This is a genomic window from Streptomyces sp. NPDC026206 (assembly GCF_040638465.1).
Classification (GTDB): Bacteria; Actinomycetota; Actinomycetes; order Streptomycetales; family Streptomycetaceae; genus Streptomyces.
The window spans coordinates 502041-518268 of sequence record NZ_JBEZYL010000001.1 but is presented as its reverse complement, the minus strand read 5'-3'; the positions used below and the strand labels follow the sequence as shown (position 1 = coordinate 518268).

The 16228-nt window shown below is 73.9% G+C and carries 9 protein-coding genes; 4 read left to right on the top strand and 5 right to left on the bottom strand.

Going from position 1 to position 16228, the window contains the following annotated elements; genetic code table 11:
- Positions 1–29: 29 nt before the first annotated feature.
- The 5 genes from nudC to AB0F13_RS02390 all read right to left on the bottom strand — a co-directional run bounded on the left by nudC (position 30) and on the right by AB0F13_RS02390 (position 9871).
- Positions 30–959, bottom strand: coding sequence for an NAD(+) diphosphatase (gene nudC, locus AB0F13_RS02410; RefSeq protein WP_362073793.1), 930 nt, complete (start codon positions 957–959; stop codon positions 30–32).
- Positions 960–1025: 66 nt separating this feature from the next.
- Complete coding sequence (locus tag AB0F13_RS02405) at positions 1026–2477, bottom strand: M20/M25/M40 family metallo-hydrolase (protein ID WP_362073790.1); 1452 nt, start codon at positions 2475–2477, stop codon at positions 1026–1028.
- A 47-nt stretch (positions 2478–2524) separates the two neighbouring features.
- Positions 2525–5932 carry an ATP-dependent DNA helicase gene (locus AB0F13_RS02400; RefSeq protein WP_362073787.1) on the bottom strand — a complete coding sequence of 1136 codons (3408 nt, stop codon included), beginning with the start codon at positions 5930–5932 and terminating at the stop codon, positions 2525–2527.
- A 30-nt stretch (positions 5933–5962) separates the two neighbouring features.
- Positions 5963–9295, bottom strand: a complete 3333-nt coding sequence (locus AB0F13_RS02395) for an ATP-dependent DNA helicase (RefSeq protein ID WP_362073784.1) — start codon at positions 9293–9295, stop codon at positions 5963–5965.
- A gap of 219 nt (positions 9296–9514) precedes the next feature.
- Entirely contained in the window at positions 9515–9871 is a 357-nt protein-coding gene (locus tag AB0F13_RS02390; protein ID WP_362073781.1) for an MGMT family protein, read from the bottom strand.
- A 198-nt stretch (positions 9872–10069) separates the two neighbouring features.
- On the opposite strand from AB0F13_RS02390, the gene AB0F13_RS02385 reads away from it, so the two are divergent.
- The 4 genes from AB0F13_RS02385 (at position 10070) to AB0F13_RS02370 (ending at position 16169) form a co-directional block, all read left to right on the top strand.
- Positions 10070–12826 (top strand): flippase-like domain-containing protein, encoded by a 2757-nt coding sequence (locus AB0F13_RS02385; RefSeq protein WP_362073778.1) that lies wholly within the window; start codon positions 10070–10072, stop codon positions 12824–12826.
- Between the two features lie 165 nt (positions 12827–12991).
- Positions 12992–13393, top strand: a complete 402-nt coding sequence (locus tag AB0F13_RS02380) for a helix-turn-helix transcriptional regulator (RefSeq protein WP_362073775.1) — start codon at positions 12992–12994, stop codon at positions 13391–13393.
- Positions 13394–13407: 14 nt separating this feature from the next.
- Positions 13408–14181, top strand: coding sequence for a molybdate ABC transporter substrate-binding protein (gene modA, locus AB0F13_RS02375; RefSeq protein ID WP_362073772.1), 774 nt, complete (start codon positions 13408–13410; stop codon positions 14179–14181).
- Complete coding sequence (locus tag AB0F13_RS02370; protein ID WP_362073769.1) at positions 14121–16169, top strand: ABC transporter permease; 2049 nt, start codon at positions 14121–14123, stop codon at positions 16167–16169. The genes modA and AB0F13_RS02370 overlap by 61 nt, the downstream gene beginning before the upstream one ends.
- Positions 16170–16228 lie beyond the last annotated feature (59 nt).

Below are 16228 nucleotides of genomic sequence, written 5' to 3'. Positions count from 1 at the left end.
GCCGGGCGGGCGCACCACGCCCGAGCCCGTTAGGGGAGCGGCTCGCCGTACCAGAGCTCGATCAGCCGGGCCGCGATCGAGATGCCGGTCGGAGGCAGGACCTCCCCGGACTCGAACGCGGCCCGCAGCTCTTCCCGCGAGAACCAGCGCGCCTCGTGGATCTCCTCGCCGTCCACCTGGATGTCCGAGGACGTGGCCTGCGCCATGAAGCCCAGCATCAGGCTGGAGGGGAAGGGCCAGGGCTGGCTCGCGATGTACTCCACATCGCCGACGGCCACGCCCGCCTCCTCGGCTACCTCTCTGCGCACCGCCTGCTCGATGGACTCGCCCGGCTCGACGAAGCCCGCGAGCGTCGAGAAGCGACCCTCCGGCCAGTGCATCTGGCGGCCCAGGAGGGCCCGGTCCTGGTCGTCCTTCACCAGCATGATCACGGCCGGGTCGGTGCGCGGGTAGTGCTCGGCACCGCAGGCCGGGCAGCGGCGGATGTGGCCCGCCGCCGCGATGACCGTGCGCTCGCCGCAGCGGGAGCAGAAGCGGTGCAGCCGCTGCCAGTTCTCCAGGGCGACGGCGTGGACGAGCAGGCCCGCGTCGCGCGGGGAGAGCAGCAGGCCGGCCTCGCGCAGCCCCGCGGGGCGCGCCGACTGGTCCATGCGGCCCGGTAGCGCGTCCTTCTGCAGGGCGAAGTAGGCCACACCGTCCTCGTCCTGGCCGAGGAAGTAGCGGTGGGTCTCGGTGACGGGCGCCTCGAAGGCCGGCGTCATCACCAGCTCCGTACGGCCGTCGGGGGTGTCGTCGACCAGCGCCTGACCGCCGGAGACCACGAAGACCCGCGTGGAGGGGTGGCTCCACGCCGCGGAGATCCACGCCTCGTCCAGGCGGTGATGCGCGGCGCGGTCGATGCCACTGGCACCGCTGAGCGTGATGGGCCGGGCGGCTGCGAAATCGGTCCAGGTGGTCACGGCTGCTTCCAACTCCCCCTACGGATGGTGGTGCATGTGCGTGGTGCGTGGTGCGTCATGGTGCGGCTACTGGCCGGCGCGCCCGTTCTCGGCGAGGTCGCCCCAGAGGTAGGCGGCGGTCTCGACGCCCTTCATGAGGAGGTCCAGCTCGACCTTCTCGTTCGGCGCGTGCCAGCCGTCCGAGGGCACGGAGATACCCAGGAACAGCACCGGCGCGCCGAGCACGTCCTGCAGGTCGGCCGCGGGACCCGAGCCGCCCTCGCGCGTGAAACGGATCTTCTGCCCGAAGGCGCGGCCCATGGCCCGCACGACGGACTGCAGTGCCGGGTGGTCCAGCGGGGTCAGGCAGGGGCGGGTCGTGCCCCAGAAGGTGATCTCGTGGCGGATGCCCTCGGGCAGGGCGGCCGCCACCCAGGCGCGCACGGAGTCCTGGACGGCGTCGGCGTCCTGGCCGGCCACCAGGCGGAACGACAGCTTCAGCTGCGCCGTCGACGGCACGATCGTCTTGCCGCCGGGGCCCTGGTAGCCGCCGCCGATGCCGTTCACCTCGGCGGTGGGGCGGGCCCAGACGCGCTCCAGCGTGCTGTAACCGGATTCGCCGAGGGCACCGTGCGAGTGCGCCGTGCGCAGCCACTGCTTCTCGTCGAACGGCAGCTCCGCGAGCAGCTCGCGCTCGGCCTCGGTCAGCTCGACCACGCCGTCGTAGAAGCCCGGGACCGCCACCCGGCGGTCCCCGTCGTGCAGGGCGGCGGCAAGGCGGGCGGCCTCGGTGGCCGGGTTCGGCACCGCGCCGCCGAACGAGCCGGAGTGGATGTCCTGGTCCGGGCCGTACAGGTCGATCTGGCAGTCGGTGAGGCCGCGCATGCCGGTGCAGACGGTCGGGGTGTCCTCCGACCACATGCCCGTGTCGGAGACGATCACCGCGTCGCAGGCCAGGCGGCCGGCCCGGTCGTGGATGAGTGCGGGGAAGTGCGGCGAGCCGGACTCCTCCTCGCCCTCGATCAGCAGCTTGAGGTTGACGGCGGGTGCGGTGCGGCCCGTGGCGGCCAGGTGGGCGCGGACGCCCAGGGTGTGGAAGAACACCTGGCCCTTGTCGTCGGCGGCACCGCGCGCGTACAGCTTGCCGTCGACGGTCGTCGGCTCGAAGGGGTCCGTGCGCCAGCCGTCCTCAAGGGCGGCGGGCTGGACGTCGTGGTGGCCGTACACCAGGACCGTGGGGGCGCCCGGGGTGCCGGAGGGCCACTCGGCGAAGACGGCGGGGGCGCCGGTACCGGTGCCTGCGGCTGCGGCTGTCTCCTCGGACCGGCTCCCGGTTCCGGTTTCCCAGATCTCCACCGTCGGGAAGCCCGTCTCCGTGAGCTTCGCCGCCAGCCACTCCGCGCTGCGCCGTACGTCCGCCGCGCGGGCCGGGTCCGCCGACACCGAAGGAATGCGCAGCCACTCGGCGAGGTCGTCGAGGAACGCGGCGCTGTGGGCGTCGATGTACGCGCGGACGGCGGTGTCCGGGGTGTTGCTCATGACATCGAGCCTATCCGGCAACACGGCGTGACCATGACCGGGTTCGGTCATCCTTCCTCCCCGAGGAGGATCTTCTCGAGCCCCGCGCGGTCCGGCAGGCCGGCCGGGCGGACCGTCTCTCCATCGCGTACGTAGACGAACGCGGCCGTGACGGCATCGAGCGGTACGCCCTGCTGCTCGGCCCAGGCCAAGCGGTAGATCGCCAGCTGGAGGGGGTCTGCGTCGTGGGTGCGGCCGGTCTTCCAGTCGACGATCTCGTACGTCTCCGTTCCGGCGCCGTGCGGGGTTTGCGCGCCGTGCGGGGTGGGCGCCGCCGCCTCGGTGCGGTAGACCGCGTCGATCCGGCCGCGGATCATGCGGCCCGCGAGGGTCAGTTGGAAGGGCGCCTCCACACGGTGCGGGGTGCGGTGGGCGTACGGGGTGCGCTCGAAGGCCTCCTTGAGCGCGGCCAGGTCGCGTTCGCCGGTGATCTCCGGGGCGTCCTCGGGATCGGCGCCCGGAAGCTCGTCCAGGCCGAGGAAGGGCAGCGGGAGGGCCTCGAAGCGGGACTCGACCCAGGCGTGGAACCGGGTGCCTCTGCGGGCGGCCGGCTGAGGCCTGCGCGGCATGGGGCGGGCCAGGTCGCGGGCGAATGCGTCCGGGTCCCTGGCGAGGCTGAGGAGCTGCGTGGCGCTCAGGGCGGTGGGCACGACCACGTCACGGACCGTGGCGCGGGCGCGCTTGAGCTCGCCGGCGAGGGCAGTCAGGTCGCGGTCCCAGGAGGCCAGGGTGCGGGTCTCCTCGGGGAGCAGGGGGTCCGTCGTGGGGGCGGGGCCGATCACGGCTGCGGGCAGTCCTCTGTCGGGGCGTGACCTCTGCAGGGTGTCCCAGTCCGCCTCTTCCAGGGCGGCCGCGTACTCCTCCTCGTCCTCCGGCGGTGGCGGCCAGTCCGGGTCGTACGCCGGGGTCGCTCCGCCGGGCTGCGGCTCCGCCTCCAGTCGCTCCAAGTGCCTCAGCACCGTCTCCGCCGCTTCCCGGCGGCGGGTCAGGGACGTGGGGTCCAGGGGCAGCGGCCACGAGTGGTCCATGGCCGACTCCTGGAGGGCGGGGTTCTTGGCGTCCTCCTCCGGAGCGTCCGCCCATGCCTCGATCTCGCCGTGGCCCGCCTCGCAGTGTTCGCGCAGGGCCTCCAGGAACGCGGACGGGCCGCGGGGCTTGACCTGGTTCGGGCCCCACCAGTGGGCGGAGCCCAGGAGGAGGGAGCGGGGGCGGGTGAAGGTGACGTAGCCGAGGCGGAGTTCCTCGGTGTGCTGGTGGGACTTCATCGCGGCCTTGAAGGCAGCCAGGCCCTTGCTGTCCCAGCTCTCGATGCCGGGGAGCGTGTCGGCGTCGCCCCGCAGGGCGTGCGGGAGGACCTTGGGCTGGGACGTCCAGAAGTCGCGGGACTGTTCGCTCGGGAAGGTCTTCGCCACGAGGCCGGGGACCGCCACGACGTCCCATTCCAGGCCCTTGGACTTGTGCGCGGTGAGGATCTTGACGGTGTTCTCGCCGCCCGGGAGCGAGCTGTCCAGGCCCTTCTCGTACTGGGCGGCCGTGCGCAGGAAGCCCAGGAAGGCCTGCAGTGTCGCCTCGCCGTCCAGGGCGGCGAAGCCCGCGGCGATGTCGAGGAACTGGGTGAGGGTCTCGCGGCGGCGGGCGGCAAGGGCGTGGGGGGAGGCGGAGAGCTCCACCTCCAGGCCCGTCGTGGCGAGCACGCGGTGGAGGATGTCCATCAGGGGGTCGGCCACGCTGCGGCGCAGGTCGCGCAGTTCGGCCGCCAGGCGGGCGAAGCGGACGCGGGCTGCCGGGGAGAAGGGCAGGCCGTCGTCCGGGGAGTCCGGGGCGAGGAAGGTGTCGAGGGCGTCGGCGAGGGAGATCACCTCGGCCGGGTCGGCTCCTTCGACGGCTTCGGCCAGGCGTCGTTCGGGGTCGGCGCCGGTGCTGCCGTAGGGCACGAGCGTACGGGCGCGGCGGCCCAGCAGGGCCAGGTCGCGGTGGCCGATGCGCCAGCGGGGGCCGATCAGCAGGCGGACGAGCGCGGCGTTGGCCGTGGGGTCCTGGAGGACCTCGCAGACCGCGGTGAGGTCGGCGATCTCCGGCAGGTGCAGGAGGCCGGACAGGCCGACCACTTCGACGGGGATGTCGCGCTCGACCAGTGCGCCCTGGATCTGGGCGAAGTCGGTGGCGGTGCGGCACAGGACCGCGATGTCGCCGGGCCGGGTGCCCGTGCGGACCAAGTGGGCCAGGGAGCCGGCGAGCCAGTCGAGCTCTTCGGCGTGGGTGGGCAGCAGGGCGCAGCGCACCAGTCCGTCGCGCTCGGCGCCGGGGGCGGGGCGCAGTGCCTCGACGCCTTCGTGGCGCGCGCGGAGGTCGGTGGCGAGCTCGTTGGCGAGCTGCAGGAGGCGGCCGCCGCTGCGGCGGTTCTCGCTGAGGGCGTAGCGGTGGGCCGGCGTGCCGTCCCGGTGGGGGAAGTGGGCCGGGAAGTCGTCCAGGTTGGCCACCGACGCGCCGCGCCAGCCGTAGATGGCCTGGCAGGGGTCGCCGACGGCGGTCACCGCATGGCCCGTGCCGTTGCCGAACAGGCCGGCCAGGAGGAGGCGCTGGGCCACCGAGGTGTCCTGGTATTCGTCGAGGAGGACGACCGCGAACTCCTCGCGGAGGATGCGGCCCACTTCGGGCCGGGTGCGGGCCAGTTCGGCGGAGAGGGCGATCTGGTCGCCGAAGTCGAGGAGGTCGCGGCTGCGCTTCTCCCGGCGGTACGCCTCGACCAGGCCGAGCAGCTCCCGGCGGGCGCGGGCGGTGTCGGGCACCTTGCGCAGGTCCGCGTTGGTGAGCCTGGCGCCCTCCAGTGTCGTCAGCAGTTCCTGGTCGTACGCGCGCAGGCGCGCGGGCGGCACGAGGTGTTCGGCGAGCTCGCCGTCGAGGGCGAGGAGGTCGGAGACGAGGTCGGCGAAGGAGCGGGTGAGCGCGGGGTGCGGGCCCGGGGAGGAGCGCAGGACGCGGGCGGCGAGCTGGAAGCGGGTGGCGTCGGCGAGCAGCCTGGTGGTGGGTTCCAGGCCTATGCGCAGGCCGTGCTCCTTCAGGAGGCGGCCCGCGAAGGCGTGGTAGGTGGAGATCTGGGGGTCGCCGCCCGTCCCGCTCTCGTCGTGCGGCTCCTGCGCGATGCCGGCCTCGGCGAGGGCCTTGCGTACGCGCTCGGACAGCTCGCCGGCCGCCTTGTTGGTGAAGGTGAGGCCGAGGACCCGCTCGGGGGCGACCTGGCCGGTGCCCACGAGCCAGACGACGCGGGCGGCCATGACGGTCGTCTTGCCCGAGCCGGCCCCGGCCACGATGACCTGCGGGGCGAGCGGCGCGGTGATGCAGGCCAGCTGCTCCGGGGTGAACGGAATGCCGAGGAGCTCCTTGAGCTGCTCGGGGTCGGTCAGGCGCGGGGTCACGCCGGAAACGCTAACGGGGGGCACTGACAATCACTCCAGGATCTGCCGGCCCTCGGGCCGGGCCGTGCACGAGGCCCGGAACGAGCAATGCGTGCAGTGCCGGCCGGGGCGCGGGGAGAAGCGCTCCTCGAGGACGCGGCCCGCGGCCTGGGCGAGGAGGTCGCCGATCCACTCCCCCTCCCCCAGCGGTCCCTGTGCCTGCACCTTGGGGAGGGTGTCCCCGCCGTCCTTCTTGGCGGCGCCCTGTCGCAGCTGGACGAGTTCGGCGCCGCCGGCGGACGGGCGGTCTCCGGCGAAGAGGTCGTCGACCGCGCCCTCCTCGACCGCGAGCTGGTAGACGGCCAGCTGGGGGTGGCGTTCGACCTCGTTGGCGGAGACCGTGCCCTTGCCGGTCTTGAAGTCGACGACGTAGGCGCGGCCCTGGGCGTCGCGCTCGACGCGGTCCATGGAGCCGCGGATGCGGACCTGGTGGTCCGCCGCCTTCAGGGTGAGGTCGAAGCCGTGCTCGGTCGCCACGGTGCTGCGGCCGCCGCGTTCCATCACGTGCCAGCGCAGGAAGCGCTCCAGGGCCGCGCGGGCGTTCTCCTTCTCCTGCTGCGACTTCCAGGGGGCGTCGAAGGCGAGCGAGTCCCAGACGGACTCCAGACGCTCCATGAGGACGGCGAGATCGGCCGGGGTGCGGCCGGAGGCGACCTCGTCGGCGAGTACGTGCACGACGTTGCCGAAGCCCTGGGCCGCGGTGGAGGGCGCGTCCGCCTTCACCTCGCGGCCGAGGAACCACTGCAGGGAGCAGGTGGAGGTCAGCTGGCCGAGGGCCGAGCCGGACAGTGCGACGGGGCCGTCGGGGTCGCGCAGCGGCACGTCGCTGCGCGTCGGCTCGTCCAGGCCCCACCAGCGGTAGGGGTGGGCGGACGGTACGAGCGGCTGGCCCTCGCCGTCGCGCAGTGCGGCGAGCCGGGCGAGCCGCTCGGCGGCGGCGGCCCGCAGGGCGTCCGAGGCGTCCGGGTCGACCGTGTTGGCACGCAGCTCGGCGACGAGCGCGGAGACGGCCAGGGGGCGGCGGGGGCGCTGGGTTATGTCGACGGGTTCGGTGCCGAGTTCGGTGAGGAAGCGGGACGGCTGGTCGCCGTCCTCGGCCGCCGCCTTGACGGCGGTGACGACCAGGCGCTCGCGCGCGCGCGTGGCGGCCACGTAGAACAGGCGGCGCTCCTCGGCCAGCAGCGCCCCGGGGGTCAGGGGTTCGGCGAGGCCGTCGCGGCCGATGCGGTCGGCTTCCAGGAGGGAGCCGCGGCGGCGCAGGTCGGGCCAGAGGCCTTCCTGGACGCCGGCGACGACGACGAGCCGCCACTGCAGGCCCTTGGAGCGGTGCGCGGTCATCAGGCGTACGGCGTCGGGGCGCACGGCCCGGTGGGTGAGGGTGTCGGCGGCGATGTCCTGGGCGTCCAGCTCGTCCAGGAAGTTCAGGGCGCCGCGGCCGCCGGTGCGTTCCTCGGCGCGGGCGGCGGTCTCGAAGAGGGCGCACACGGCATCGAGGTCGCGGTCGGCGTTGCGGCCCGCCGCGCCGCCGCGGTGCGCCGCGCGCTGGAGGCGGGCGGGCCAGGGGGTGCCGTCCCACAGGGCCCAGAGGGCCTCTTCGGCGGTGCCGCCGTTCGCGAGGAGCTCGCGGGTGGTGCGCAGGAGGGCGCCCAGGCGCTGGGCGCCTCGCGCGTACGCCGGGTCGTGCGCGACCAGGCGCGCGGGCTCTGCGAGGGCTTCGGCGATGAGGGTGTCCGAGGGGCGCGGGACGGCTTCGCCGGCGGCCCTCTCCTCGTCCCTGAGGGCGCGGCCGAGTCTGCGGAGGTCCGCGGCGTCCATGCCGCCCAGGGGGGACGTGAGCAGGGTGAGTGCGGTCTCCGGGGTGAGCCACGGGAGCGCGGGTTCTTCTTCGCCGCCGGAGTCCCGGGCTTGGGGAACCGCTGCCTCGGCCACCGCGCGCAGGGCCGTCAGCAGGGGGGCCACCGCTGGTTCGTGGCGCAGGGGGAGGTCGTCGCCGTCGACCTCGACCGGGACGCCCGCCGAGGTGAGGGCGCGGCGCAGGCCCGGGATGGAGCGGGAGCCGGCGCGGACCAGCACGGACATCTCGGGCCAGGGAACACCGTCCTCGAGGTGGGCGCGGCGCAGGATGTCGGCGATGTTGTCGACCTCGGCGCCGGCGGTCGGGTAGGTGAAGGCCTCCACCCGGCCGCCGTCCCGTACGGCGCCGAGCTCGCGGTGGGCGCGTACGGCCGCGGCCGGCAGGCGGGTGAGCGGCATCCGCCGGGTGAGCAGCCGGGTCGCGGCCAGCAGGCCGGCGCCCGAGCGGCGCGAGACGGTCAGGACCTCCACGGGTGCCGGGGAGCCGTCCCGTCGGGGGAAGGCGGCCGGGAAGTCGAGGATGCCGTTGATGTCGGCGCCCCGGAAGGCGTAGATGGACTGGTCGGGGTCGCCGAAGGCGACGAGCGTCCGCCCGCCGCCCGCCAGTGCGCGCAGCAGCCGCACCTGGGCGGCGTCCGTGTCCTGGTACTCGTCGACGAAGACCGCGTCGTAGCGCTGCCCGAGCTCCGCCGCGACCTCCCCGCGCTCGGCGAGCAGCACGGCCCGGTGCACGAGCTCGGCGTAGTCGAGCACGCCGCGCATGTCGAGGACGTCCAGGTACTCGGCGAGGAAGGACGAGGCGGCGAGCCAGTCCGGCCGGCCGCCGCGCCGGGCGAAGTCGCCCAGCTCGCGGGCCCCCAGGCCCAGCTCACGGCTGCGCGCGAGCACGGCCCGCACCTCGTCGGCGAAACCGCGCGTGGTCAGGCAGGCGCGCAGTTCGTCGGGCCAGCGCACATGGCCGCGGCCCTCCCGCTCCAGTTCGGCCTCGCCGGCGAGCAGCTCGCGCACCATGACGTCCTGCTCCGGCCCGGACAGCAGCCGCAGGGGGTCGACGAACAGGTCGACGTCCTGATGGGCGCGCACCAGGGCGTAGCAGTACGAGTGGAACGTGGTCGCCCGCGGCCCGTACGACGCGCCCGCCCGCCGCCCGCCGCCCGCCGGCAGGCCCGGCAGCCTCGCCGCGATCCGGTCGCGCAGCTCCACCGCCGCCTTGCGGCTGAAGGTGAGGACGAGGATCCGCTCGGGGTCGGTGCCCCGTCGCACCCGCTCGGCCACCGCCTCCACGAGCGTCGTCGTCTTGCCCGTACCCGGCCCGGCGAGCACCAGCAGCGGCCCCTGCCGGTGGTCGACCACGGCCCGCTGCCGTGCGTCCAGCTCGGGAGGGGTCACCGGACCCGGCCGGGTGCGCACCAGGCGGTACGCGCCCGGGGCGGCCTGGTGCGCCGAGCGGGAAGAGGGGGAGGAGCTCACGTGGGTTGCCGGTCCTGGTGGGGTTGCTGGGTGGCGTGCGGCCGTCGGTGCTGAGGCGGGCCGGTGCGAAGGGCGGCCCCCGACGCTACGCCAGGAAGGCCGTGGGGCGCAGGGCGTCCCGTCAGTCGCCGTCCCTCTTCAGGGGCCTCATCCGTTCGGGTTACCCCTTGGGGCTACGGGGCCGGGTGCGGCTCGGAGACCGCCGAGCGGCGGATGCTGTCAGGTGTGCGGAGTCACACCGGGAGCGCCGTCCCCGGCACCGTCCCAGCGCGCCCGGGCCATCGCGAGCCGCGGCGCGCTCCCGGCCGCCGAGGAGCCGGCCTGCCGCAGCGGGGTGCCCTCCTGGCGGTAATGGGCCAGGGCCCGCAGCTCGTGCCCGGGCAGCGGAATTCCGTCGGCGCGGACCACACGCCACCACGGCACCGCACCGCCGTAGAGCGCCATGACGCGGCCGACCTGCCGGGGGCCGCCCTCGCCGAGCCACTCGGCCACGTCCCCGTAGGTCATCACCCGCCCCGGCGGAATCAGCTCCGCGACAGCCAGCACCCGCTCTGCGTACTCGGGAAGCTCACTCACCGGTCCATACTGCCGCATCCCCCGCCGGCGAAAGGAAGCCGGCGGCCGCCACCCCCATCGGAGCCGGACATTCCGCAAGATCACTCAGAGTGCGTCACCGCGCTACACGGCGTACGATCCGGAGTCCGCGCCCCCGAAATGCACCCTGATACCCCCTTGCCCGGCCGGGCCATGCCACCATCTTCCGGGCGGTGACCGGTGATACGAGACCAAGAAGAGACCGACAAGCAGCAGGGCGCGCAGCCTCCGGAGGAGGAGGCCCGCGCCCCCGAAGTGCTGCCCTGCCACGGCGACCCCGAGGGCCGTGGCACGCCCGGTGACCGCGAGGAGCCCGGCGCGTACGAGTGCGAAGGCGGCGAGGTCCACATCGACAAGGTCTCCGGCGACGAGCCCCTGCTCCCCGCCCGCGTCCACCGCCCCGCCGACCTCGTGCGGCTCTTCCTGGGCATCGTCGGCATCGCCCTCGTGCTCGCCCTCGCGGCCTTCGCCCACGGCACCACCACGGGCCTGGAGAAGGACATCAGCGACAGCACCGGGCAGGCGCCCCGGCTGCTGGCGAACTTCGCCGGGCTCACGGCCAACATCGCGGTCTTCATCGTCCCGGTGGCCTTCGCCATGGAGCGGCTGATCAAGCGGGACGGCCTGCGCATCGCCGACGGCGTCCTGGCCGCCGTCCTGGCGCACGGCGTGTCCCTCGCCACCGACCTCTGGGTCGCCGAGTCGGCGCCCGGATCGATCCGCGACGCGCTGACCCAGCCCGCGCCCACCGGCGGCGTCACCGACCCGGTCCACGGCTACCTGGCCCCCGTCATCGCCTACATGACGGCCGTCGGCATGTCCCGCCGCCCGCGCTGGCGGGTCGCGATGTGGGCAGTGCTGCTCCTGGACGCCTTCGCCGTACTGGTCAACGGCTACACCACGCCCTTCTCGATCGTCGCCACCGTGCTGATCGGCTGGACGGTCGCCTACGGCACGCTCTACGCCGTCGGCTCCCCGAACGTGCGCCCCACCGGCCAGCACCTCCTCGCCGGGCTGCGGCGCGTCGGCTTCAAGCCCGTCACCGCGCTGCGCGCCGAGGAGGACACCGCCGAAGCCGAGTCCGCGCACCCCGACCGGGGCCGCCGCTACATCGTCACCCTCGAGGACGGCCCGCCCCTCGACGTCACCGTCGTCGACCGCGAACAGCAGGCCCAGGGCTTCTTCTACCGCGTCTGGCAGCGCCTGGCCCTGCGCGGCATCACCCAGCGCCGCAGCCTGCAGTCGCTGCGCCAGGCCCTCGAACAGGAGGCGCTGCTCGCCTACGCGGCCATCGCCGCCGGCGCCAACGCGCCCAAGCTCATCGCCACCTCCGAGCTCGGCCCGGACGCCGTCATGCTCGTCTACGAGCACATCGGCGGCCGCACCCTCGACGCCCTCCCCGCCGAGGAGATCACCGACGAGCTGATGGCCGGCGCCTGGCAGCAGGTCCAGGCCCTGCAGTCGCGCCGCATCGCCCACCGCAGACTGGACGGCGACGCCCTCCTGGTGGATCGTTCCGGCAACGTCGTCCTGACCGACCTGCGCGGCGGCGAGATCGCCGCCGGCGACCTGGTGCTGCGCATGGACGTCGCCCAGCTCCTCACCACGCTCGGCCTGCGCGTCGGCGCCGAGCGCGCGGTGGCCTCCGCCGTCGCCGTCATCGGCCCCGAGGCCGTCGCCGACAGCCTGCCCCTGCTCCAGCCCATCGCCCTGACCCGCTCCAGCCGCGCGACCCTGCGCCAGATGGCCCGCGAACGCGCGCACCGCGAACGCGAGGCGGCACTGGAGTCCTCGCGGATCGCCCGCGAGGAAAAGGCGCGCGAGCGCGCCGAGGCGGGCGCGGAGGAGGGCAAGGGCGACCGCAAGAAGACCCTCAAGGCCGACCGGAAGGCCGAGAAGCAGGCCCTCGACGAGGCCGCCGAGGAGGCCCGCGAGGAGGACCTGCTCGCCCAGATCCGCCGCCAGGTGCTCCTCATCCGGCCACAGGCCCCCATAGAGCCCGTACGCCTGGAGCGCATCAAGCCCCGCACCCTGATCAGCTCCATCGCCGGCGCCATCGCCGCCTACGTCCTGCTGTCGCAGCTCGCCCACGTCCGCCTGGGCGAGCTCGTCGACCAGGCCAACTGGTACTGGGTCGCGGCCGCCGCCGGCTTCTCCGCGCTGAGCTACGTCGCGGCAGCCATGAGCCTGCTGGGCTTCGTGCCGGAGAAGGTCCCCTTCGGCCGCACGCTGCTCGCGCAGGTCGCGGGCTCGTTCGTGAAGCTGGTCGCCCCGGCGGCGGTCGGCGGCGTCGCCCTGAACACCCGCTTCCTGCAGCGCGCGGGCCTGCGGCCGGGCCTCGCGGTCGCCAGCGTCGGAGCCTCCCAGCTCTTCGGCCTGGCCAGCCACATCATCCTGCTGCTGACCTTCGGCTACATCACCGGCACCGAACGCACCTCCTCGGCGCTCCCGCCGTCCCGCACGGTCATCGGCGGCCTGCTGACGGCGGCCGTCCTGGTGCTCGTGGTCACCGCCGTCCCGTTCCTGCGGAAGTTCGTCTCCACGCGCGTACGGTCGCTCTTCGCCGGCGTCGTGCCGCGCATGCTGGACCTGCTGCAGCGCCCCCGGAAGGTCGTCAACGGCATCGGCGGCTGGCTCCTGCTGTCCGCCGCCTTCGTCATGTGCCTCGACACCTCGGTCCGGGCCTTCGGCGGCGACCTGAGCTACGCGAGCGTCGCCGTGGTCTTCCTCGCCGGCAACGCGCTGGGCTCGGCGGCCCCGACGCCGGGTGGTGTGGGCGCGGTGGAGGGCGTCCTGATCGGCGCCCTGACCCTTGCCGGGCTGCCGGCGGAGACGGCGGCGCCGGCGGTGCTGCTGTATCGGCTGATGACGTTCTGGTTGCCGGTGCTTCCGGGGTGGCTGTGCTTCAACCAGTTGACGCGCAAGGGGGCGATCTAGCGGAACCTGCCGGTGCCGGGCCGCCGGCGGCGGGTCCTCAAACGCCGGACGGGCTGGTTTTGCCAGGCCCTCCGCCGTACGGGCTGATTTCGCACCCCGCACCTGCGCGGCAACCCCACCCCTCCACCTTGCATGTGCGGGCCGCATGGCCATACCGTGCCGCGTATGCGGTCGTACACCATCGGGCAGGCGGCCCGTCTGCTGAGCGTCAGTTCCGATACCGTCCGGCGGTGGGCGGACGGGGGGCGGATTCCCACTGAGCGGGACGAGGGCGGCAAGCGGCTGATCAAGGGGGCCGATCTGGCGGCGTTCTCCGTGGCGCTCGCCGCCGAGGGGAACAGCGGCGAGGGCGAGGAGGCGGCGTACACCACGGCTCGTAACGCCTTTCCCGGGATCATCACCGCCGTGAAGCTCGGTGACGTCGCCGCCCAGGTCGAGGTCCAGGCGGGCCCCCACCGGCTCGTGTCCCTCCTCACCCGCGAGGCCGTCGAGGAGCTGGGCCTCGTGGTCGGGATGGAGGCCGTGGCCCGCGTGAAGGCCACCAACGTCCACATCGACCGCGCCTGACGCCGGGAGAGACCATGCACCGCACCCGCCGCGCCGCAGCACCCGTACTCGCGGCAGCAGTCCTGCTGATGCCCCTCCTGACGGGCTGCGACGACTCCGGCAGTGAGTCCGACGCCAAGGAGAAGACCACCCTGACGGTCCTGGCCGCGGCCTCCCTCACCGACGTCTTCAAGAACGCGGGCGCGGCATACGAAAAAGAACACCCCGGCACCACGGTGAAGTTCTCCTTCGCCGGCTCGCAGGAGCTGGCCGCGCAGGTACGGCAGGGCGCGCCCGCCGACGCGCTCGTCACGGCCGACACCAAGACGATGGACGGCCTCCAGCAGGAGACCGGCACACCCACCGTCATCGCCAGGAACCGTCTGACGATCGCCACGGCGCCCGGCAACCCAAAAAAGATCAAGGGGCTCTCCGACCTCTCACAAGCGGACCTCAAGGTCGTCCTGGCCGCGCCCCAGGTGCCCGTGGGCCGCTACAGCAAGAAGGTCCTCGACGACCAGCACATCACCGTCGAGCCGGTCTCCCAGGAGCCCAACGTCCGCGCCGTGCTCAGCAAGGTCTCACTGGGCGAGGCCGACGCCGGCATCGTCTACGTCACCGATGCCGCGGCCGCCAAGGACAAGGTCGCCACGGTGACCGTCCCGGACGCTCAGAACGCGGTGGCCTCCTACCCGGCCGCGACGCTCAAGGCCTCCAAGCACGCCGCCGAGGCCGCCGGCTTCGTCACATGGCTGGCCTCCGCCGAGGCCCAAGAGCTCCTCCGCTCCGCCGGCTTCCAGCAGCCGTGAGGATCCGCCCGCCCCTGGCTCTCGCGCTGCCGGCCGCGCTGGCGGTGGCGTTCCTCCTCCTGCCCCTGGCCGGCATCCTCGCCCGTACGCCCTGGGGCACCCTCCCCTCCCGCCTCACCTCCCACGAGGTCACCCAGGCCCTCACCCTCAGCCTCACGGTCTCGGCCTGGGCCCTGCTGCTCTCCCTCGCCCTGGGCGTGCCGCTCGCATGGCTGCTGGCCCGCGCGAACTTCCGGGGCAAGGCGTTCGTACGCTGCCTGGTGATGCTGCCGATGGTGCTGCCGCCCACGGTGGCAGGCGTGGCACTCCTGCAGGGATACGGCCGCCGGGGCGTCATCGGCACCTGCCTCGACTCGTGGTTCGGCATCACCCTCCCCTTCTCCACCACAGGAGCGGTGATCGCGTCCGCGTTCGTGGCGATGCCCTTCCTGGTGATCAGCCTGGAGGGATCGCTCGCCGCCCTCCACCCCCGCTACGAAGAGGTGGCGACGACCCTGGGCGCCACCCCCCTGCGCACCTTCCGCACCATCACCCTGCCCATGGTGGTCCCGGGCCTCTTCGCGGGCGCGGCCCTGTGCTGGGCCCGCGCGCTGGGTGAGTTCGGCGCGACGATCACCTTCGCGGGCAACCTCCCCGGCACGACCCAGACCCTCCCCCTGCAGGTGTACCTGCTCCTCCAGGACGACCCCGAGGGCGCGACGGCGGTATCGCTGCTCCTCCTGGCGATCGCGACCACGGTCCTCATCTCCCTCAGGGGCCGCTGGCTGCAGACGCCGACGGCCGGGAGGGGCCGGGGCGGGACGGGCCCTGGCGGGGGCCTGGGGGCACCTCCCAGCGGTAGCTGGGGGAGTGATTTGCGGCCGCATTCGGGGTACGCGGCACAGGGAACAGATCCGGCCGTAAATCATGCAGCCCCAGAAGGGCCCGTCCCGCCCCGGCCCCGCCCCACCGAACACCCCCTGCGCACCACGGTCACCGGCGCCGCACAAGCAACCCTCGACGCGAAACCCGGCACCACGATCGCGGTAGTAGGCCCCAACGGCGCCGGAAAGACAACGCTGCTCCGCGCGCTACTGGGCCTGACCACCAGGGCCACGGCAGAAACGCTGCACCTGGGCGAAGACCACAACCTGGCCACCACCCCCGCGCACCACCGCCGCATCGCCTGGGTCCCCCAGGACGGCGCCCTCTTCCCCCGTCTCACCGCCCTGGCCAACACCGCCTACGGCCTGCGCACCCAGGGCGTGCCCAGGAAGGAGGCCCACCGCCAGGCCCAGCACTGGCTCGACCGCCTCGGCGTAGGCGGCCTGGCCCACCGCAGACCCGCCCACCTCAGCGGCGGCCAGGCCCAGCGCGTGGCACTGGCCCGCGCCCTGGCCGCCCGCCCCCGCCTGCTCCTCCTGGACGAACCACTGGCCGCACTGGACCAGTCGGCACGGGCGCACGTACGCCAGGCCCTGCGCACCCACCTCGCCGGCTTCCCCGGCGTCTGCCTGATCGTCACCCATGACCCCGTGGAGGCCGTGTCGTTGGCCGACCACGTGCTCGTCATGGAGGACGGCCGCACGCTGCAGTACGCGACCCCCGCCGAACTGACCCGCCGCCCCCGCTCCCCGTGGGTGGCCCGCATGCTCGGTCACAACGCCTGGCCCGGCAGCGCCACGGCTGACGGAACGATCCTCCTGGACAACGGCGCGAGCCTGACCACGGCGGACCGCAACCCACCCGCCACCGGCCTCGCCGTGGTCCCCGCCGAGGCTGTATCCGTCCACATCACCCGCCCCACCGGCAGCAGCCCCCGCAACGTCTGGCAGGGCAGGGTCCGCGAGCTCACCGCCCAGGGCAGCAGGCTGCGCGTCCTCGTGGACGGCGAGCCGGAAGTGGTCGCCGAGATCACCCCGTCCGCCGCCGCGGACCTCGCCCTGGCGGAGGGCACCGCGGTATGGGTGAGCGTCAAGGCGACCGAGGTCACCTTCGTCCCCACGTAACCCGTACGCCCTGCCCAGCCCGTACGCCCTGCCCAGCCCGTACGCCCCGCACAACCCCT

Coding starts and splice junctions, on each gene's coding strand:
- AB0F13_RS02405 (WP_362073790.1), bottom strand. CDS start 2,477: ATGAGCAACACCCCGGACACCGCCGTCCGCGCGTACATCGACGCCCAC.
- AB0F13_RS02380 (WP_362073775.1), top strand. CDS start 12,992: ATGCGGTCGTACACCATCGGGCAGGCGGCCCGTCTGCTGAGCGTCAGT.
- modA (WP_362073772.1), top strand. CDS start 13,408: ATGCACCGCACCCGCCGCGCCGCAGCACCCGTACTCGCGGCAGCAGTC.
- AB0F13_RS02370 (WP_362073769.1), top strand. CDS start 14,121: ATGGCTGGCCTCCGCCGAGGCCCAAGAGCTCCTCCGCTCCGCCGGCTT.